Origin of the sequence: Laceyella tengchongensis, from assembly GCF_900182735.1 — a bacterium.
Taxonomy (GTDB): domain Bacteria; phylum Bacillota; class Bacilli; order Thermoactinomycetales; family Thermoactinomycetaceae; genus Laceyella; species Laceyella tengchongensis.
The window spans coordinates 280,548-300,770 of sequence record NZ_FXTU01000003.1 but is presented as its reverse complement, the minus strand read 5'-3'; the positions used below and the strand labels follow the sequence as shown (position 1 = coordinate 300,770).

18 protein-coding genes are annotated in these 20,223 nt (G+C 44.5%); 16 read left to right on the top strand and 2 right to left on the bottom strand.

Annotation, left to right across the window (positions count from 1 at the left end):
* The first annotated feature begins 214 nt into the window (after window positions 1-214).
* The gene (locus QQZ12_RS08435; RefSeq protein ID WP_431606300.1) at window positions 215-1,537 is read left to right on the top strand and encodes a hemolysin family protein; all 1,323 of its coding nucleotides are present in this window, start codon (window positions 215-217) and stop codon (window positions 1,535-1,537) included.
* 245 nt (window positions 1,538-1,782) lie between these two features.
* Here QQZ12_RS08435 and QQZ12_RS08430 read toward each other — a convergent pair whose 3' ends face one another.
* Together QQZ12_RS08430 and QQZ12_RS08425 are read right to left on the bottom strand one after the other, a co-directional pair.
* On the bottom strand, window positions 1,783-2,724 hold the full coding sequence (locus tag QQZ12_RS08430) for a GNAT family N-acetyltransferase (protein WP_284724265.1): 942 nt from the start codon (window positions 2,722-2,724) through the stop codon (window positions 1,783-1,785).
* 27 nt (window positions 2,725-2,751) lie between these two features.
* The gene (locus QQZ12_RS08425; RefSeq protein WP_102992354.1) at window positions 2,752-3,441 is read right to left on the bottom strand and encodes an aspartate/glutamate racemase family protein; all 690 of its coding nucleotides are present in this window, start codon (window positions 3,439-3,441) and stop codon (window positions 2,752-2,754) included.
* 181 nt (window positions 3,442-3,622) lie between these two features.
* Here QQZ12_RS08425 and QQZ12_RS08420 point away from each other — a divergent pair, with 181 nt between their 5' ends.
* The 15 genes from QQZ12_RS08420 to QQZ12_RS08350 all read left to right on the top strand — a co-directional run bounded on the left by QQZ12_RS08420 (window position 3,623) and on the right by QQZ12_RS08350 (window position 19,932).
* Complete coding sequence (locus QQZ12_RS08420) at window positions 3,623-4,069, top strand: MarR family winged helix-turn-helix transcriptional regulator (RefSeq protein WP_284724264.1); 447 nt, start codon at window positions 3,623-3,625, stop codon at window positions 4,067-4,069.
* A gap of 84 nt (window positions 4,070-4,153) precedes the next feature.
* Window positions 4,154-5,398: a multidrug effflux MFS transporter gene (locus QQZ12_RS08415; RefSeq protein WP_102992356.1), complete on the top strand. Its 1,245-nt coding sequence runs from the start codon at window positions 4,154-4,156 to the stop codon at window positions 5,396-5,398.
* An 849-nt stretch (window positions 5,399-6,247) separates the two neighbouring features.
* Entirely contained in the window at window positions 6,248-6,979 is a 732-nt protein-coding gene (locus QQZ12_RS08410; protein WP_102992357.1) for a GntR family transcriptional regulator, read from the top strand.
* A complete protein-coding gene (gene gntK, locus QQZ12_RS08405; RefSeq protein ID WP_284724263.1) occupies window positions 6,972-8,513 on the top strand; it encodes a gluconokinase in 1,542 nt (513 codons plus the stop codon). Before QQZ12_RS08410 ends, gntK begins: the two co-directional genes overlap by 8 nt.
* Window positions 8,514-8,526: 13 nt before the next feature.
* Window positions 8,527-9,873: a GntP family permease gene (locus tag QQZ12_RS08400; RefSeq protein WP_102992359.1), complete on the top strand. Its 1,347-nt coding sequence runs from the start codon at window positions 8,527-8,529 to the stop codon at window positions 9,871-9,873.
* Window positions 9,874-9,944: 71 nt separating this feature from the next.
* The gene (gene gnd, locus QQZ12_RS08395) at window positions 9,945-11,351 is read left to right on the top strand and encodes a decarboxylating NADP(+)-dependent phosphogluconate dehydrogenase (RefSeq protein WP_284724262.1); all 1,407 of its coding nucleotides are present in this window, start codon (window positions 9,945-9,947) and stop codon (window positions 11,349-11,351) included.
* Between the two features lie 297 nt (window positions 11,352-11,648).
* Window positions 11,649-13,337 (top strand): glycoside hydrolase family 13 protein, encoded by a 1,689-nt coding sequence (locus QQZ12_RS08390; RefSeq protein WP_102992361.1) that lies wholly within the window; start codon window positions 11,649-11,651, stop codon window positions 13,335-13,337.
* Window positions 13,338-13,584: 247 nt separating this feature from the next.
* Window positions 13,585-14,154 (top strand): alkyl hydroperoxide reductase subunit C, encoded by a 570-nt coding sequence (gene ahpC / locus QQZ12_RS08385; protein ID WP_022738055.1) that lies wholly within the window; start codon window positions 13,585-13,587, stop codon window positions 14,152-14,154.
* A 12-nt stretch (window positions 14,155-14,166) separates the two neighbouring features.
* Window positions 14,167-15,696, top strand: a complete 1,530-nt coding sequence (ahpF, locus tag QQZ12_RS08380; RefSeq protein ID WP_022738054.1) for an alkyl hydroperoxide reductase subunit F — start codon at window positions 14,167-14,169, stop codon at window positions 15,694-15,696.
* A 319-nt stretch (window positions 15,697-16,015) separates the two neighbouring features.
* Entirely contained in the window at window positions 16,016-16,588 is a 573-nt protein-coding gene (locus tag QQZ12_RS08375) for a sulfurtransferase TusA family protein (RefSeq protein WP_284724261.1), read from the top strand.
* A 91-nt stretch (window positions 16,589-16,679) separates the two neighbouring features.
* Window positions 16,680-17,810: an MBL fold metallo-hydrolase gene (locus QQZ12_RS08370; protein WP_284724260.1), complete on the top strand. Its 1,131-nt coding sequence runs from the start codon at window positions 16,680-16,682 to the stop codon at window positions 17,808-17,810.
* 22 nt (window positions 17,811-17,832) lie between these two features.
* Window positions 17,833-18,060 (top strand): sulfurtransferase TusA family protein, encoded by a 228-nt coding sequence (locus QQZ12_RS08365; RefSeq protein ID WP_022738050.1) that lies wholly within the window; start codon window positions 17,833-17,835, stop codon window positions 18,058-18,060.
* Window positions 18,061-18,154: 94 nt separating this feature from the next.
* Window positions 18,155-18,631, top strand: coding sequence for a DsrE/DsrF/DrsH-like family protein (locus QQZ12_RS08360; protein WP_022738049.1), 477 nt, complete (start codon window positions 18,155-18,157; stop codon window positions 18,629-18,631).
* A 17-nt stretch (window positions 18,632-18,648) separates the two neighbouring features.
* Complete coding sequence (locus QQZ12_RS08355; protein WP_284724259.1) at window positions 18,649-19,425, top strand: sulfite exporter TauE/SafE family protein; 777 nt, start codon at window positions 18,649-18,651, stop codon at window positions 19,423-19,425.
* A gap of 240 nt (window positions 19,426-19,665) precedes the next feature.
* Window positions 19,666-19,932 carry a metal-sensitive transcriptional regulator gene (locus QQZ12_RS08350; protein WP_029072062.1) on the top strand — a complete coding sequence of 89 codons (267 nt, stop codon included), beginning with the start codon at window positions 19,666-19,668 and terminating at the stop codon, window positions 19,930-19,932.
* Window positions 19,933-20,223 lie beyond the last annotated feature (291 nt).

Sequence of the window (20,223 nt, the reverse complement as noted above, 5' to 3'; positions counted from 1 at the left end):
ATGAATGATATGAAGTTCTAGCGTAAGTAAACACATGGTTATATCCCTATTTTGAATGATTATTTATGATTTTTGCTCTTTGAGACGCCGACTTTTATTTGATAAAGTAAAGAAAGTCATCTTTGCTAGGAGAGAGGCGTTTCCTGTGAGATGAAAGGTTTTTCCGTTTTTTGATATATTGAAATAACCTAATTTGAGTTAACAGGGGGAATCTGTGTTGGAAGGCGTCATAGGTCATGCCTTTAACATTTTGCTTGTGATCTTTTTGGTCTTATTGAACGGTTTTTTTGTCGCCGCGGAATTTGCAATTGTGAAAGTAAGGGCGACACGGATCGCACAGATTGAAGGGCGCAGAGGGAAAGCCGCCCGCAAGGTGCTGGGGGAGCTGGATGCTTACTTGTCAGCGACACAATTGGGAATCACCTTGGCATCACTTGGACTGGGTTGGGTAGGGGAGCCGGCTATTGCCAAAATGATTGAACCGGCGCTCGCTTATTTCGGTTTGCCCCAGTGGGCGATCCATACCATCGCATTTGCCATTGGCTTTTCAGTGATCACCTTTTTGCACATCGTCATGGGGGAGATGGCTCCTAAATCGTTGGCCATTCGGAAGGCGGAAGAAACGACTCTATGGACCGCCGCGCCCCTCAACTGGTTTTATGTCTTGTTTCGGCCGTTTATTTATGTGCTAAATGGTGCGGCTAATCTCACTTTGAAGCTTTTCGGGGTGGAATTGAATGAATCGCATCAGGCCCACACAGAGGAAGAGATCCGTATGCTCATCGCCCAAAGCCATAAGAGCGGCATGATCGATCAAGTGGAATTGACTCTGTTCGACAATGTGTTTGATTTTACCGAGCGGGTAGCGCGGGAAGTGATGGTGCCCCGGGTAAAAATGACTTGTCTGTATGAAGATCGGCCGTTTGAAGAGAATTTCCACATCATCAAAAACACCAATCACACCCGGTTCCCGCTGTGTGGACGTGATAAGGATGACATCAAAGGGATCATCCACATCCGGGACGTCTACCAAGTGATGACTGAAGGGGGCACGCCTGATTTGGCGAGCATGGTCAGACCCTTCATTGTCGTGCCGGAATCGATGGAAGTGAAAGATATCCTGAAAAACCTGCAAAAAGGAAAAATGGAGATGGCGATTGTCGTCGATGAATTCGGCGGAACGTCTGGTTTGGTGACCACCGAAGACATCATTGAAGAGATTTTCGGGGAAATTCAAGATGAGTTTGACGACGAGAAACCAGCGATCCAAGAAGAGGCCGAGGGGACATCGATTGACTCGGGATTGTTGATTGAAGATGTCAATGATCATTTCGCTTTGGACATCGATGACGAAGATAACGATACCATCGGTGGCTGGCTTTTTTCCCAATTGCAAAAAGTGCCACAGATCGGCGATCAAGTGACATTTGGAGACTGGGAGTTCACCGTGCTTGAAATGGATGAGTTGAGAATTTCGCGCATTCTCGTGAAGAAGAAGGAACCGTTGTCATTGCCGGCGACAGAACAAGAAGATTGACACAACAACCGGGAGCTACGTAGCTTCCGGTTTTCTTGTGGCTTATATCGCGAAGATTGTCTATCCATCTTTAAAGGCATCGGAAAAGGGATATACATGCTACCATTTGCCTTGATTTTGATCATCAGATGAGTGCTTTGATTACTTCACTTGCTTTTCAACAGATCCATTTGTCTTCCAAGGGATGAAATACAAAAAAAGTGGAATAGAAGCGGCACGAAGGCGCTTCTATTCCATTAAAGGGATTAAAAGAAGATTTCCAAGATGCGGTGGTAACTAACGAATCCGGCTTTTTCAATGGCTTTTCTGGATGCGATGTTTTCTGCGGTACAAGAGCAGATCGGTTTCAGCGAGGACTTATAACACTGATGTTTTAAACGGTTTAGAATGTAGGTGCCGATGCCCCTGTTTCGAAATTGCTTATTGACGACTATGCCTATGTCGGCGTAGGGGGGCTGTGTCTTGCTTTCAATGCATTCTCCAGTTCCAAGCAAGGTATCATCATGATAAAGGGCGTACAATTGCATTTGGGAAATTCTCTCTTGTAGAAAATCGTGAATCCAGCTCCCATCTCCTTCTATATATTCCTTATAAAAACGTTCCAAGTGGGTTAACTCATCATGAGAGGCGAGTCGAAAAATGACAGGTTGCAGGGCAAACGGCGGGAGTTGCACAGCGTGCAGGTCAGTGAATAAATAGCTTTTGACATGAACTTTATTATGAAAGTCAAGGCAAAGGGAAAGATACAGGGGTTCAATCGTGCTTGCAAACGCAGAAGAAATGCCTATTTGTTCAATTAATTGAACAAAGATCGTTCGATAGTGGGATTGATAGGGAGGCATGATATAAAATTGCAAGAGACGTGATTCTTCATCTGTGCAAAAATAACCAACAACCTTTCCTTCATAGTGGATTGCCCAGTTGTTGGCATTGCCGATAATTGCGCTTTCCCACATCCCATCCATGGGAGCTACAAGAGAGTTAAGGTATTGTTGTTTGAGTGCTGCAATGGATCGAGACGAGTCAAGCGGAGTAAATGAAATCACCATTATTCCTTCTTTCACATTTTTAGTATCCACAAAAAGCTGGAAGAACAAGGTTGAGAATGAGGTTACAAGGGCGGCTGTCGCTAAATGACAGGCGCCCTGTTTGTACATGAGTGCATATGAAACAACGTGAACAACCAACTCTCTTGGCAAAAGTTGGTTGTGATTCTAATTTAACGCTTTATCTAAAGCTGTTTGCGCAAGAATGAGAGAGGAATCCAACAAGGGGAGGGGGCTGTTTTCTGAGTTGATGAGCATGGGAATTTCTGTGCAACCCAAAATGACGGCTTCGGCGCCACTTTCTTTAAGTTCATGGATTAGTTTCAGATAGGCTGTTTTGGATTCTTCCTTTATGACTCCATTAAACAGTTCATTCTCCAACACCTGATGAACCATTTCTTTTTGAGGCTCATCAGGAACAATACATTCAATCTGATATTTAGACAGACGGTCCGGGTAAAAGCTTGCGTTCATCGTTGCCATTGTTCCAAGCAAAGAAACTTTCTTATATCCTTTTGCTTGCGCTACTTCCGCAACCGTATCCGCGATGTGAATTAGAGGCAAGGAGACTCTTTTGACGATATCATCAAATAAGACATGCGGCATGTTTGCCGAAATCACGGCAAAATCCGCCCCGGCTTTTTCCAATTGGTTGATTCCGGAGGCGAGATATTGAGCGCAATATTCCCAATCCCCTTGTTTGAAGGCGTTGAAGAAATGCTGAAATCTTACGCTAAATATGACAATCTCGGGATACCCGTTATCGCCGTGTTGCTCAATGTATAGCCTAGTTAACGAATTGTAAAATAATGTAGTCGATTCAGCAGTAAGTCCTCCTAATATTCCAATTCGTTTCATGGCTTGTCTCCTCTCTTGTTAGAAAATTAATATTAGTATACCAAATGGTTATGCGCGAAGGTAGCCAACATGCACTGTGTATTGGGAGTTGTATTTATCAAAGGAATGGATGATTGACACCGATTGGCACATATCATAGAATCGCTAATAATTAGTCGTCTAACTAATAGGAGGCTACACAATGGACTTCAATTACTCCGACACTTTGACCCATTTGATGGGGCATGTGATAAAGCTTCACCGACAAAGCGTCGATCTGCTGATCCAAGAACATGATGTGTATCCTGGCCAACCTCCACTTTTGTTGAGGCTAGCGGAACAGGATGGGCAGTCGCAAAAGGAGCTAGCGCACAAATTGCAAGTGACGCCGGCGACGCTGACGGTGATGGTTAACCGAATGCAACGAACGGGGTTGGTGATACGAAAGCCTGATCCTGTCGATCAAAGGGTGTCCCGGGTTTTTCTCACCGCTAAGGGACGCCAGGCGGTCGATGCGGTGAAAGAGGCGCTCCAACAAATCGAGTGCAAATGCTTGGAGAATTTCAGTTTGGAAGAGAAATTGTTGTTCCGGCGATTGTTGTGGCAAATGCATGAGAACTTGCAAGCGTTCAAGCGCGAAAATACTTAGCCGACTTATCGAATGGGCGGGTGATTGTCCACATCCATGCTCATCCGAAGGTCGATTCACTTTGAAGAAAGGATGGAAGCGGTAATGAACAATCTCAGCCATAGATTAGATTCTACGCCACAGCGACAAGAACGGTCGCGCATATTATGGATGGCCCTCATATTGGGCTCGCTGTCCGCGTTTGGTCCCTTGTCGTTAGACATGTATCTGCCGGCATTGCCTGCATTGTCTACTGACTTGCACACCAGTGCGTCGATGGGCCAACTTAGTCTGACAGCTTGCCTCCTTGGGCTTTCGTTAGGCCAGTTGTTGGCAGGGCCGCTCAGTGATATACGAGGCCGCCGATTGCCCCTCCTTGCCGGATTAATTACCTATGCGATCTCATCGTTGTTGTGTGCAGTAGCCCCCACCATAGAAGCACTCATCCTATTGCGCTTTGTTCAAGGATTGGCGGGCTCTTTCGGTATTGTTATCTCCCGAGCTATCGTCAAGGATCTGTACTCGGGATCAGCATTGACTAAGTTTTACTCCCTTTTGATGCTGGTCAATGGGGTGGCCCCGATCATGGCTCCCATTTTTGGTGGTCAGCTGATGCGGGTGACCTCGTGGCCGGGAGTGTTCATCGCCCTCAGTTTGATCGGGGCGATCATGTTTGTCGCCGTCTTGGCCGGGCTACCTGAAACGCTACCAACCGAGCGTCGTTCCAAAGGAGGTATCCGAAACACCCTGTCCACTTTTCACCATCTCATCAAAGACCGGTCGTTTTTTGGATATGCGTTGGCCCAAGGGCTGGTGGTTGCGGCCATGTTCGCTTATATTTCCGGTTCGCCTTTTGTTCTACAAGGCATTTACGGCGTTTCTCCGCAAATGTTTAGTTTATTTTTCGCCATCAATGGTCTGGGGATCATTATCGCTAGCCAGGTTACCGGCAGATTGGCGGGGCGGATTGCTGAAGTCAAACTATTTGTCAGTGGTCTCATCCTCGCCGCGATGGGCGGGATCACCCTGTTGCTCATGATTTTGATGAAAGCCGGACTGTACGCCATTTTGCCGCCCTTGTTTATCGTCGTATCCAGCGTAGGGATTGTCACTACCACCGGATTTGCCCTCGCCATGCAAAACCAAGGGCAAGCAGCGGGAAGTGCCTCAGCATTGCTTGGGGTGTTGTCGTTCATCTCTGGCGGTCTCGTGGCTCCTCTGGTCGGCCTCGGCGGGGGCGATTCTGCTATCCCGATGGGGGTGGTTATCGCGGTCGCGGACATCGGTTCCGTTCTCTGCTATTTCTTCCTCATCCGCCGCAACCGTTCATCAATATCCAATGAAAAATAGAATGGCCGTATCAGCTTATCCTTTCCCTCTTTCCCCGAATGCCATGGGGAAGGAGGGAAGCATCAGGCACGCGGTCTCATTTTTATTGAGACGTGTGAGTCGTATGTCATTCGCGAAGTTTCATGGACATTTATACTTTTGTTAAGACCATTCATAAAGAATCATTATCCCCTCCAGCAAATAGAAGACGCCAGCTCTGCCAGGCTGAAATGGAGAAATTCCTTGATCTTGCGGCATTGGTGGATTTAGACTAACACCATATCATGTAAGAAAAGCCAATTAGGTAAACTTGTTTGCTACACAAACATCCCGAAAGTCGTTTTCCCCTTTGGTCCAGAAAAGGCAACCAAGGGGTTTTTTATGATGAGCATAAGCTTACACGTAAATCAGAAAATTATACGATATAAGAAAGTGAAGGAACAGGGCTGAACGAGAGCTACAGCAAGCGATCAAGTATAGCAGAAAAACAAATGGTGTGAATCGAGAAATAGATGCTTTATTTTGGCTTGATCATGTTATTCGGGTCATTTCTTAGTAAAACGTCATGGAGCTGGTGATCCACCAAGAGGCTAAAAAAGAACCCGGTGAGGATTTCTGAGATTTTCCATATTATACCAAAATATATCTTTTGACCTACAGCGGTGATAGGATCTCACCGCTGTTTTCATGGGCATGGATCGATCACGTTTCGCCTGATTTTTGGCGGCGTCTTCTTGTTCGATCAAACAAATAATGGAAAATATACGAATTAATTTCTGTCTAATTCAAATTAAAGCGCTTGCATAGACAGTCATTTCGTTTATAATACTTGTATACAAGTACACTTGTATCCTTTGAGAGGGTGATTTCATGCACATGCCTAATGGGCTTCTCTATCCAGAAAAATGGCTTTCCAAGGCTTCAACTGGAGACCGTGTAGCCTGCGAACTTAGAATGCGCATTATCTCGGGCATGATCAAAAGGGGCACGGTTCTGTCGGAAAATAAATTGGCCGCAGATTTTGCTGTGAGCCGATCACCCATTCGCGAAGCGCTCAGAACGCTATCAGCTGAAAATATCATTCGCTTAGAACGGATGGGAGCTGTTGTCGTTGGTTTAACAGAAAAAGAAATAGAAGAGATCTATGATGTCCGTCTATTGATTGAATCATTTGTGTTTGAGCGTCTCGTGAAAATGGACACAGATGCATTAGTGATGGAACTTAGCAAAATACTAGAAATGATGAAAGTTGCGGTTAAATATCGCGATGCGGATGAATTCTCTTATCAAGATGTCTTGTTCCACGAGACCATTATTCGGTCCATCGGACATTCTTACGTCTTGATGATCTGGAACAATTTAAAGCCCGTGATGGAGAGTTTTATTCTGCTGTCGATGCGGTTGCGCTTCCAGGAAAAATACGAAGACTTTGCACGGATTATTAACAATCATGAGCTGTATGTTGAGGCTATAAAAACAAAAGATAGAAACCTCATGCTTAAGTCTTTGCACCTAAATTTTGATGATGTTCAAGGAGGCGTAGAAGACTTATGGAGGTCGCAACAAATGTTAGCTAAAGGAGTAGGGCAACAGAATGAGTAGCTATATGTTAGGGGTTGACATTGGCACCACCAGTACAAAAGCCGTGTTATTCAGTGAACAAGGCGAAGTGATCATGCAGGAAAATATCGGGTATCCGCTGTACACGCCTGATATTTTTACGGCTGAACAAGATCCAGACCAGATTTTTCAGGCTGTGGTGCAAGCCATGACGAATGTTTTGAAACCGCATTCTGACAAGAAACTGTCGTTTGTATCATTCAGTAGCGCCATGCACAGCGTGATTGCTATGGATGAACATGACCAAACGCTTACGCCTTTAATCACATGGGCAGACAATCGCAGTGAAGCATGGGCGCAAAAAATCAAAAATGAGCTGAACGGGCATGAAGTGTATAAGCGAACGGGAACACCGATTCACCCTATGTCGCCATTGAGCAAAATCGCGTGGCTTGTGCATGAACATCCTGAAATCGCTACCAAAACAAAAAAATATATTGGAATCAAAGAATATGTCTTTAAAAAATTCTTTGACTGCTATGTCGTCGACTATTCACTGGCTTCATGTATGGGGATGATGAATCTTCACGCTTTGGACTGGGACGAGGAAGCATTAGCCATTGCTGGCATCACCCGCTCGCAACTATCAGAGATCGTGCCCACAACCAAGATTTTTCGCGATTGCCATCCTCAATTGGCAAAACAAATTGGAATTGATCCACAGACGCCTTTTATCATCGGTGCCAGTGATGGCGTGCTGTCAAATCTAGGCGTAAATGCGATCAGGCAAGGCGAGATTGCCGTTACTATTGGGACAAGCGGTGCCATTCGCACCATTATCGATAAGCCGCACACAGATAGCAAAGGAAGAATCTTTTGTTATGCCTTGACGGATAAACATTGGGTGATTGGTGGTCCGGTAAATAATGGCGGGATGGTCTTGCGATGGATTCGGGATGAGTTTGCCTCGTCGGAGATCGAGACAGCCAAAAGATTGGGAATCGACCCTTATGATGTTTTGACAAAAATTGCAGAGCGTGTAAGACCTGGGGCTGATGGTTTGCTGTTTCATCCCTACTTGGCGGGTGAACGCGCTCCACTCTGGAATCCAGATGTGCGTGGTTCATTTTTTGGCTTAACGATGTCACATAAAAAGGAACATATGATTCGCGCTGCATTGGAAGGGGTTATTTATAATTTGTACACCGTGTTCTTGGCCTTAATCGAATGTATGGAAGGCCCGGTGACCCGCATTCAAGCCACAGGAGGTTTCGCAAGGTCTGAGATTTGGCGGCAAATGATGGCCGACATCTTTGAATCGGAAGTGGTGGTACCGGAAAATCATGAGAGCTCATGCCTCGGTGCGTGTATTTTAGGATTGTATGCTACTGGAAAGATCGATACGTTTGAGGTCGTGTCTGAAATGGTGGGCGATACCTATAAGCACACACCAAAAGCAGAGGCTGTCCAAGAATATAGAAAATTATTACCGATCTTCATTGATATATCCCGAAAATTAGAAGAAGAATATGTATCGATAGCAAAATACCAACAAAGCTTAATCAACCGTAAATGAGGGGGAAACGAGGGTGCCATTGGTTATTGTTGGAATTGGGATCATAGCCTTATTGATTTTAATCATGGGCTTTAAATTAAACACATTTGTTTCATTGATCATTGTTTCATTCTGCGTTGCTCTCTTGCTTGGCATCCCAGTCGGTGATATTGTCAAAACCATTGAGACCGGGTTGGGCGGTACACTTGGACACTTGGCGTTAATATTTGGGCTGGGTGCCATGCTAGGTAAGTTAATCGCTGATGCTGGCGGCGCCCAGCGCATTGCGATGACGTTGGTCAATAAATTTGGTGAAAAGAATATTCAATGGGCTGTTGTTGTGGCATCATTTATTATTGGTGTGGCATTATTTTTTGAAGTAGGCCTGGTGTTGCTCATTCCCATCGTATTTGCTATTTCCAGAGAATTAAAGGTGTCGATTCTGCATCTCGGCATTCCGATGACCGCTGCGCTGTCTGTAACGCACGGCTTCCTGCCACCTCATCCAGGGCCTACAGTGATCGCAGGTGAGTTGGGCGCAAACATTGGCGAAGTATTGCTTTACGGTTTCATCATCGCGATTCCAACCGTTATTTTGGCTGGGCCAGTATTTGCGAAAATCGCTAAAAAGATCGTGCCTGAATCATTTACAAAAACCGGCAGCATTGCCTCTTTAGGCGAACAAAAAACGTTTAAACTCGAAGAGACTCCCAGTTTTGGAATTAGCGTGTTTACGGCATTATTACCTGTCATTTTAATGTCTATTGCTACCATCATTTCTTTGCTACAAAAAACCATGGGAGTTGCAGACAACCATTTGCTAGCCGCAATCCGTTTTATCGGCGATGCCGGCACTTCGATGTTGATCTCCTTGTTGGTTGCCGTCTATACAATGGGATTGGCTAGAAAAATTCCAATCAAGGACGTAATGGAATCTTGCTCCACAGCTATTTCACATATTGGCATGATGCTGTTGATTATTGGTGGAGGCGGTGCCTTCAAACAAGTGTTGATTGATGGCGGTGTTGGCGACTATGTAGCCGCCATGTTCAAAGGAACCACCTTATCGCCTATCTTGCTAGCCTGGATCATTGCCGCCATCTTGCGCATCTCATTGGGGTCAGCAACGGTGGCCGCTTTGACAACGACGGGGTTAGTTATGCCGATGTTAGGGCAAACCGACGTGAATCTGGCATTAGTGGTACTGGCAACAGGTGCAGGTAGCTTAATTGCCTCCCATGTGAACGATGCGGGTTTCTGGATGTTCAAAGAATACTTTGGATTAAGCATGAAAGAAACCTTTGCCACATGGACCTTACTCGAAACATTGATTTCTGTGTTTGGGTTAGGATTCATTTTATTGCTCAGCTTATTTGTATAATCCATTCCAAGCAGTAAAGCCCCGCTTCGGTGAGGGCTTACTGCCATTTAGTCAAGAAAGGGGCAGACAATATGTTAAATACAATCGGTGTTTATGGTTTGGGAGTGATGGGTAGCAATATCGCGTTAAACATGGCCAGCAAAGGCGAGCGAGTTGCTGTATATAATTACACACGAGATTTGACAGATAAACTGGTACAAAGACTGGAAGGGCAAACAATTACACCGTACTACGATCTGGAAGCTTTTGTTCAATCCTTAGCCAAGCCGAGAAAAATCTTTATTATGGTTACAGCAGGCAAAGCCATTGATTCCGTCATTCACTCTTTGCTTCCTTTGCTTGAGGAAGGGGATCTGCTCATGGATGGCGGCAATTCCCATTATAAAGATACGGAACGCAGATACGATGAACTGAAAGCGAAAGGAATCGGTTACTTGGGGATTGGTATCTCAGGCGGTGAAATCGGTGCTTTAACAGGGCCTTCTATCATGCCTGGCGGGGACCCGGATGTCTATGAACGCGTTGCTCCCATTCTTACCAAAATTGCGGCGCAAGTTGAAGGCGACCCCTGCTGTGTTTACATTGGCCCCAAAGGCGCTGGTCACTTTGTGAAGATGGTGCATAACGGGATTGAATATGCAGATATGCAATTAATTGCAGAAGCCTATACGTTTTTAAGAATAAAGCTGGGATTGTCGGTCGATGAAATTGCGGACATCTTTGACGAGTGGAATCAAGGAGAGTTGAAAAGTTATTTAATTGAAATCACGGCAGAGATTTTAAGGAAACGAGATGACATCACCGGATTGCCGCTGATCGACGTGATTCTGGACAAAGCAGGACAAAAAGGAACAGGCAAATGGACAAGTATACAAGCCATCGATAATGGAATCCCGACATCCATCATCACAGAGGCTTTGTTCGCTCGGTATATTTCTTCATTAAAAGAAGAGCGGATGGCGGCAGAAACCATCTTGGCAGGGCCTGATGAAGCTCAGCAGAGCTTAGATAAACAAGCATGGGTTGAGTATGTCAGACAAGCATTGTACATGGGCAAAGTTTGTGCCTACGCCCAAGGGTTTACACAATATAAAATGACGTCCGAGCTGTATGACTGGAAGTTGCCGTTAAAAGATATTGCACTGATCTTCCGGGGTGGTTGCATCATTCGCGCAAACTTTTTAAATGTCATCAGCGAAGCTTATCAAGAGCAACCCAATCTGGCAAACTTATTAATCTCTCCATATTTTGCGGAAAAGGTGAAAGTCTATCAAACTGGATTGCGAAAAGTCGTTTGCGAGGGAATTCAATCAGGGATCTCTTTCCCATGTTTAAGTGCATCGCTTACATACTACGACAGTTATCGGACTGGAACATCCAATGCCAACTTGCTACAAGCACAACGTGATTATTTTGGCGCGCATACCTATGAACGGAATGACTTAGAAGGCGTCTTTCATACAAACTGGCAAGCATAAAAAGTGACAAAAAATCTTGATCGATGCAAGCTGAGATATACATGGCATATGTATGTTTCAGCTTCTTTTTCTTCGCATTATAAATGGCTTTTGTCCTGTGTCCAAACGTTCTTTGTAATCATGACCTCTTTTCCAGCTTGAAAAAACAAAAAACGGGCTTCCCACTTGGGTAAAAGCGGAAGATGTATGCATCTTGTGATATAGTAATAAGTATACGAAAAATTTAGTCATGTAGGATTTGAGGCGCCAGACACACCCTACTGCAACAGTGATGAGATTTCGAAGGAGTCGGATATGATGGCGAGAAAATGGTGGAAGGAAAGCGTTGTGTACCAAATCTATCCCCGCAGTTTCATGGACAGCAATGGAGATGGGATCGGCGACTTGCGCGGGATTATCTCAAAATTGGATTACTTAAAAGAGCTGGGGGTTGATGTGATTTGGCTTTCTCCCGTTTATCGGTCGCCCAATGACGACAATGGGTATGACATCAGTGATTATCAAGCGATCATGGATGAATTCGGCACGATGCAAGATTGGGAAGAATTGCTCGCAGAAGTTCATCAGCGAGGAATGAAATTAATCATGGACTTGGTTGTTAACCACAGCTCTGATGAACATCCGTGGTTTGTGGAAGCGCGCCGGTCGAAGGATAACCCTTATCGCGATTTTTATTTTTGGCGCCCAGGGAAGGACGGCGCAGAACCGAATAACTGGGAATCGTGTTTCAGCGGATCAGCATGGGAGTACGATGAGGCGACGGGTGAATATTATCTTCACTTATTTTCAAAAAAACAACCCGATTTGAACTGGGAAAACCCGAAACTCCGCCGGGCAGTGTATGACATGATGACTTGGTGGTTGGACAAGGGGATTGACGGGTTTCGAATGGATGTTATCAATTTTATTTCCAAGGACCCCGATTTGCCGGACGTGCCTAATCCAGAAGGGAAAAGATATGTTTTTGGCGGTCAATATTTCATGAACGGACCCCGCATTCATGAATTTCTGCAAGAGATGCACAAAGAGGTTCTCTCAAAGTACGATGTCATGACCGTTGGCGAGATGCCGGGTGTCACACCCGAAGAAGCCATCTTGTACACTGCTGAAGACCGCGGTGAGTTAAATATGGTGTTCCAGTTTGAGCATATGGAGCTGGACTCCGGCCCTGGCGGAAAATGGGATGTGAAGCCTTGGCAACTCAAAGATCTGAAAGCTGTCATGACAAAATGGCAAAAGGCATTGGAGAACAAGGGTTGGAACAGCTTATATTTGAACAATCACGATCAGCCCCGAATGGTTTCTCGCTTTGGTGACGATACTAAATATCGGGAAGAGTCGGCGAAAATGTTGGCCACCTTTCTCCATCTGATGCAGGGAACCCCCTTCATTTATCAGGGGGAAGAGATCGGCATGACCAATGTCCGCTTCGCTTCCATCGAAGATTACAAAGACATCGAAACCTTAAACATGGTGCGAGAGAAAGCGGTGGAAAACGGAGAGGACATGCAAAAAGTGATGCGCGCCATCCATATGAAAGGCAGGGATAACGCACGCACGCCTGTTCAATGGGATGATACCAAGCATGCAGGGTTTACTACGGGAACACCCTGGATCTCCGTCAATCCAAATTACAAAGAAGTGAATGTCAAGCAGGCCTTATTAAATCCAAACTCCGTCTACCATTATTACAAGAAGTTGATCCAATTACGGAGACAGCATGAGATCATCGTTTATGGAACGTATGATTTGATATTGGAAAATCATGAGCAAATTTATGCATATACGCGAACGTTAGGCGATGAGAAGTTGGTGGTCATTTGCAACTTTTTTAATGGTACCCCTTGTTTTGAGTTGCCTACCCACCTGCGGTCATATGAAAAATGTGAGTTGATTGTAGCCAATTATGAAGGCGATGGGTCGGGTGACCTCGAAAACATGGTGTTAAGACCATATGAAGCGAGAGTGTATCGATTGGTTTATTAAAGGTGTGGGTGAACCATACTGGAGAAATGCGGGATTTGATGACGCCTGTGTTTCAAGGGTGTGCTGGTGGCCATAGATGTCTGCTATGCTAGCAATGCATACATTGAAAATGATAATTAATCTCTGCGAATTTGCCATTTACTATTGACAAAGGAATGTTTCCTAAGTAATAATTATACCTAGATTATAATTATTGTAGTTAGATAAAGGTTATAAACTGCTAACTACTAACAAGGAGGATTTTGACATGTCTTTAATCGGTAAAGAAGTAAAACCATTCAAAGCACAAGCTTACGACCCAAAAAACAACAAGTTTATCGAGGTGACCGAGGCTGACCTGAAAGGCAAGTGGAGCGTGGTTTGCTTCTATCCAGCAGACTTCACCTTCGTCTGCCCAACGGAATTGGAAGACCTGCAAAACCAATACGCCACTCTGAAAGAGCTGGGTGTTGAAGTGTACTCGGTTTCGACCGATACGCATTTTACACATAAGGCATGGCATGACCACTCTGAAGCAATCAGCAAGATTGAATACATTATGATCGGCGATCCTTCTCAACAGCTCTCGCGTAACTTCGACGTGCTGAACGAAGAAGAAGGCTTGGCTGATCGCGGTACGTTCATCATCGATCCAGATGGCGTCGTGCAAGCGGTTGAAATCAATGCAGGCGGCATCGGCCGTGATGCAAACACCGTTGTTAACAAGATCAAAGCGGCTCAATATGTTCGCAACAACCCAGGTGAAGTGTGCCCAGCTAAATGGCAAGAAGGTGCCAAAACACTCAAACCAAGCCTTGATCTTGTAGGCAAAATTTAAGAGGTATGACCAATGATGCTGGATGCAGATATTAAAGCACAACTTGCCCAATATCTTCAATTGATGGAAGGCGATGTGCTTCTGAAAGTAAGCGCGGGATCGGATGACGTATCCCGCGACATGCTTGCTTTAGTGGATGAATTGGCTGCCATGTCATCCCATATTAAAGTGGAGAAGACATCATTAGAGAGAACGCCGAGCTTTAGTGTGAACCGAATTGGCGAAGACACTGGAGTTACTTTTGCCGGCATTCCTCTGGGGCACGAATTTACCTCATTGGTATTGGCTTTGTTGCAAGTAAGCGGAAGAGCTCCGAAGGTTGATCAGCAGGTCATCGATCAAATTAAAAACATCAAGGGCGAATACCACTTTGAATCCTACATTAGCTTGAGTTGCCACAACTGTCCGGATGTCGTGCAAGCTCTGAATGTGATGAGTGTTCTCAATCCTGGTATCTCTCACACCATGATTGACGGCGCGGCTTTTAAGGATGAGGTTGAAAGCAAAGAAATCATGGCCGTGCCAACCGTTTTCCTAAACGGTGAGTTTTTTGGTAGCGGCCGCATGACTCTTGAGGAAATCCTCGCCAAGCTGGGGAGCGGCCCAGATGCATCGGAGCTTTCTAATAAAGACCCATTTGATGTGCTTGTTGTCGGTGGCGGTCCGTCTGGAGCGAGTGCGGCAATCTATGCGGCGCGCAAAGGCATCCGCACAGGCATCGTTGCTGAACGCTTTGGCGGTCAAGTGATGGACACGTTGGGGATTGAGAACTTTATCAGTGTGAAATACACGGAAGGTCCCAAACTCGTGGCTAGCCTTGAAGAACATGTCAAAGAGTACGGCATTGATGTGATGACCCCGCAGCGCGCTAAGCGCCTAGAAAAGAAAGACCTGATCGAGGTTGAACTTGAAAATGGCGCCGTATTAAAGAGCAAAGCCGTGATCATTTCAACAGGGGCGCGCTGGCGCAACCTGGGTGTGCCAGGTGAAGCTGAGTTTAAAAACAAAGGCGTAGCCTACTGCCCCCATTGTGACGGCCCTTTGTTTGAAGGGAAGCATGTAGCGGTGATCGGCGGCGGCAATTCAGGGGTTGAGGCGGCGATCGATCTGGCAGGCATTGTGAAGCACGTCACGGTGCTTGAATTTATGCCTGAGTTGAAAGCTGATGCCGTTTTGCAGGAGCGTCTTTACAGTCTCCCTAACGTAACCGTTCTAAAGAACGTGCAAACGAAAGAAATCACCGGCACTGACAAAGTAAACGGGATTACTTACATCGATCGGGCGACTGAGGAAGAGCACCACATTGAATTGCAGGGCGTATTTGTTCAGATCGGCCTGGTGCCAAATACCGACTGGTTGCGGGATACAGTCGAATGCAATCGCTTCGGAGAGATCATCGTGGATAAGCATGGTGCCACGAGCGTCCCTGGCGTATTTGCAGCTGGGGATTGCACCGACAGTGCTTATAAGCAGATTATTATTTCGATGGGATCAGGCGCTACAGCTGGCTTGGGTGCCTTTGATTACCTCATTCGAAATTAATAAAGCAAAAAGGCTGGGGAAAACACCCAGCCTTTTTGTATTTGAACCCTTATGGCAAGAAAATCGTTGCCTCAGTTCATGAGAAAGCGGAGATAAGAAGTGAGCTTTCATTTTGTTTAAACCGATTCTTCGCTGAAAAAAGAAGAACCCATTGATGTTGACAAAAAGTGCAGCATCAATTATCATCATACCCATAGGGGTATTGGTATGTAGGAGTAGATCTTTAATGCTCAGGTATGCTTTTTTACCCTTATTATATACCCATAGTGGTATATGTATATAACGCTTTAAAACATCCATTTCGAAGGAGGAATGTAAGATGTCCATCAAAGTCGACGTTCAACTTGATTGTAAACGACTTTCCTGCCCGATGCCCATTGTTCGTACCAAAAAAATGATGGATCAACTGGAACCGGGTCAGGTCATAGAGGTACAAGCTACTGACCCAGGATCTTTGGCAGATATTCAAGGTTGGGCCAAAAGCACAGGGCATCAGTACTTGGGTACGAAACAAGAAGGAGAGGTATTAAAGCATTATTTGCGAAAAGCAAGTGAATCCGAATTGCAAGAAGAGCGGAAGTTTCCGCATGTAATTCAAAACGAGGAGTTTTTAAAAAAGCTGGATTGCAACGAAGGATTTTTTTTACTAGATGTTCGTGAACCAGCAGAATACGCATTCGGACATATTCCAGGCGCTTATTCGATTCCATTTGGCCAGTTAGAAGAGCGTATGAATGAAATTCCAAAAGATCAATTAATTTATGTGATTTGTCGCTCTGGCACACGAAGCGACATGGCTGCCCAACAATTGACCAAACATGGATTTACAAATGTGGTCAATGTCGTTCCTGGCATGTCTAAATGGTCAGGGCCAGTTGATCATGAAAAATGAGTGAGACTGTCTGATGAGTAGAACCTGCACTTTGCCCAAGACGCTGATGTTACTCTCAGATTCTAATAAAAAAGAAAGGGGATTTTGAACGATGGCTGTTACTAAAATGAACGCCAAACAGTTACATGACAAAATTGACAGTGGACAACCCGTATTGCTTCTTGATGTTCGAAACCAGGACGATTACAACGATTGGAAAATCGAAGGGAAAAATATTCAATCTGTCAATATCCCTTACTTTGAATTTCTTGATGAAAATGAGACCACCTACAAAGATCTTCCGAAGGATGCTGAGATCATCGTCATATGTGCGAAAGGTGGCTCTGCTTTGATAGTCGCTGAGCTTCTGGATGAGAAAGGGTACAAAGCGAGCTATTTGGAAAAAGGGATGTTGGAGTGGAGCCAATTTTATCATCCAGTTACGGTCGCTGATGATGGAGATATGAAATTGTTTCAAATCAACCGTTTGGCAAAAGGTTGCCTATCTTATATGGTTGTTTCCGAAGGTGAAGCAATGATTGTAGATCCGAACCGGCATATTGAAGAATACACAAGTCTTGCGGAAAAGGAAAACGCCAATATTGTGCATATCATGGATACCCATTTACATGCAGACCATATATCAGGCGGTCAAGCATTGGCAAATCAAACAGGTGCCCGTTACTACATTTCTTCGAGTGAAATGCAAGGTGCGGATATGTCGTTTGAGCCCTTGGAAGAGCATACTGAAATTCGCTTTGGGGCTGTACGGGTCAAAATTTTAACTATCCCAACCCCTGGCCATACGCCAGGAAGCGTGTCTTTTCTGATTAACGATAAGTATTTGCTTTCGGGGGATACCCTTTTTGTGGGGGGGTTGGGAAGACCAGATCTTGGAGGAAAAGCGAAAGAGTGGGCGCAATCCCTGTACGAGACCGTCTTTAAGAAAATTGCTCTCCTTCCAGAAGATATCATTGTATTACCCGCTCATTATGCCGACATTCAAGAGATCAATGAGAAGGGTTTTGTGGGGGCTACTTTAGGAGAGATCAGAAGAAGTAACGAAATCATGCGTACGGAAAATCGCGAACAATTTACTGAAAAAGTGGCAGGGACTGTAGGTGCAACACCACCGAATTATGAGGAGATTGTAGATATTAATCGAGGTGTGATTAAGGTAACTTCAGATAAAGCAACAGAATTAGAAATTGGTCCAAACCGTTGTGCTGTTCATCACGGTTGATTACCAAGGAGGTGATTTATCAATGAATGGAGATAAAGTATTAGATGCAAAAGGGCTTTCTTGCCCGATGCCCGTTGTTCGTGCCAAAAAGGCGATGGATGAATTAAAATCAGGACAAGTTCTGGAACTTCATACGACCGATTCAGGAGCTACAAATGATATTCCTGCATGGGCTAAAACAGCTGGGCATCTAGTAAAGGAACAAAGCGAGGAGAACGGTGTTTATAAATTCTGGATTCAAAAAGGATAAGTGATTCAAAGATGATCTCCTTCATTATATTCATGAAGAAAAGATTGGAGGAGATCATCACGATTCATATCATCGAAATGGGAGAGAGATGAATATGGAAAATAATAAATCGACGTTGGTTGTGTTTAGTGGCGATTTGGATAAGGCAATTGCCAGTTTTATCATTGCAACGGGATCTGCTGCGATGGGAAACCAAGTAACCATGTTTTTTACCTTTTGGGGATTAAACATTCTTCGTAAAGAGCAGTATGTCCCTTTACAAAAATCATTCATGGACAAAATGTTTGCTAAAATGCTTCCCCGAGGTCCAGAAAAGCTTGGGATTTCTAAAATGAACTTCGGTGGCTTGGGCGCGAAAATGATGAAATACACCATGAAGAAGAAAAATATCACGACTTTAAAAGAGCTCATTGAAATGGCAAAAGAGTTGGATATAAAAATGGTCGCATGCACCATGTCCATGGACGTATTGGGAATTAAGAAAGAAGAGTTGATTGACGGACTCGAGTATGCCGGAGTAGCGTCATATCTTGCGGAGGCAAATGAGGCGAACATTAACTTGTTTATCTAAGAAAGTAGTGTTCAGATATGAATATAGAGTTTATCTTGCTCCTTTTTATGATTGGTTTTATTGGTTCTTTCATATCGGGGATGGTAGGGATTGGGGGCTCTATCATTAAATATCCGTTGCTCCTATACATCCCTCCTTTGTGGGGGTTTGTTGCTTTTACTACCCATGAAGTGTCTGGGATTAGCGCCATACAGGTATTTTTCGCAACGATTAGTGGCGTTTTCGCTTATCGTAAAGGCGGCTATCTAAACAGGTCTCTCATTATATATATGGGAATTAGTATTTTGATTGGTAGTTTTATCGGTGGATATGGTTCCAAGTTGCTCAGTGAAGAGATAATCAACCTTGTTTATGCGATACTGGCTACGATTGCCGCGCTCCTGATGTTTGTGCCCAATAAAGGACTGGATGATATTCCACTCAATCAAGTAACCTTTAATCCCGCACTAGCTGCCGTCGCAGCTTTTATCGTAGGGGGTGCTTCTGGGATCGTAGGGGCAGCAGGTGCCTTTATTTTGGTTCCGATTATGCTTGTCGTTTTGAAAATCCCAACTCGGATGACCATAGCTACCTCGCTCGCCATTACATTCATTTCTTCCATTGGTTCAACTGTGGGCAAAATCTTGACAGGTCAGGTTCTTTTCTTGCCGTCTATCATTATGGTAGTTGCTAGCGTGATCGCTTCTCCAATCGGGGCAATGGTTGGGAAAAAAGTAAACACCAAAATGTTACAAGTGATTTTGGCTGTGTTAATTGTAACGACATCTATTAAAATTTGGTTGGATCTCTTTTAATTCCCCCAAGCGTTCGGGGGATTTTTCTATGTGGGGGAATGATCATGAATAGGTTTTTCATTGGCAATATCGTATTATTGGAGAGGATTCTTTATTTTTCCTCATGAATCGGGGTATGATGTTAAAGACAAATGCAATGAGGGCATATGCGCGGGATTAAACAATTGTGCAAACTCAGGGGCTAGCAAGTGATTCATCTCCAAGGTGAAATCATGTTCTGAAAAGAAGGGGGATAGACTAATGACATATGATGACGATGTGAAAGTACGTTTACGCCGGATTGAAGGACAGGTGCGAGGAGTATTGCGCATGATGGATGAGGATAAAGATTGTAAGGATGTTGTATCGCAATTATCCGCGATTCGTTCAGCTGTGGATCGATCGATTGCGTATATTCTCACTAATAACTTGGAACAGTGCCTTCGCAAGGAATTGGAAAAAGGTCAAAATGCAGATACGACAAAATTGCTGAAGGAAGCCATGAATCTCCTGATAAAAACTAGATAATGAAAACCGATAATACGATGTAATCTAATACTCGATTGCTTACTAGCGGAGTGAAAAAAGTTTTTTGTTCATTGGGCTTGTAGAAAAGTAAACAAAAAAATGGAATAAGGCTTATCGGATTAGAGATAGATGATAAGTGCAAAAAAAGCATGTGTGTACCGGTGTAACACATGCTTTTTTGTGTAAAGCGGCCCATATTGCCGGCGCCCAATTTTCTGTTTATTTCTTTTGCCCCTGGCTGGGAGTGATTGGGCGTAATTAAGCATCGTTTCAAAAGTTGCTGTAAAAAAA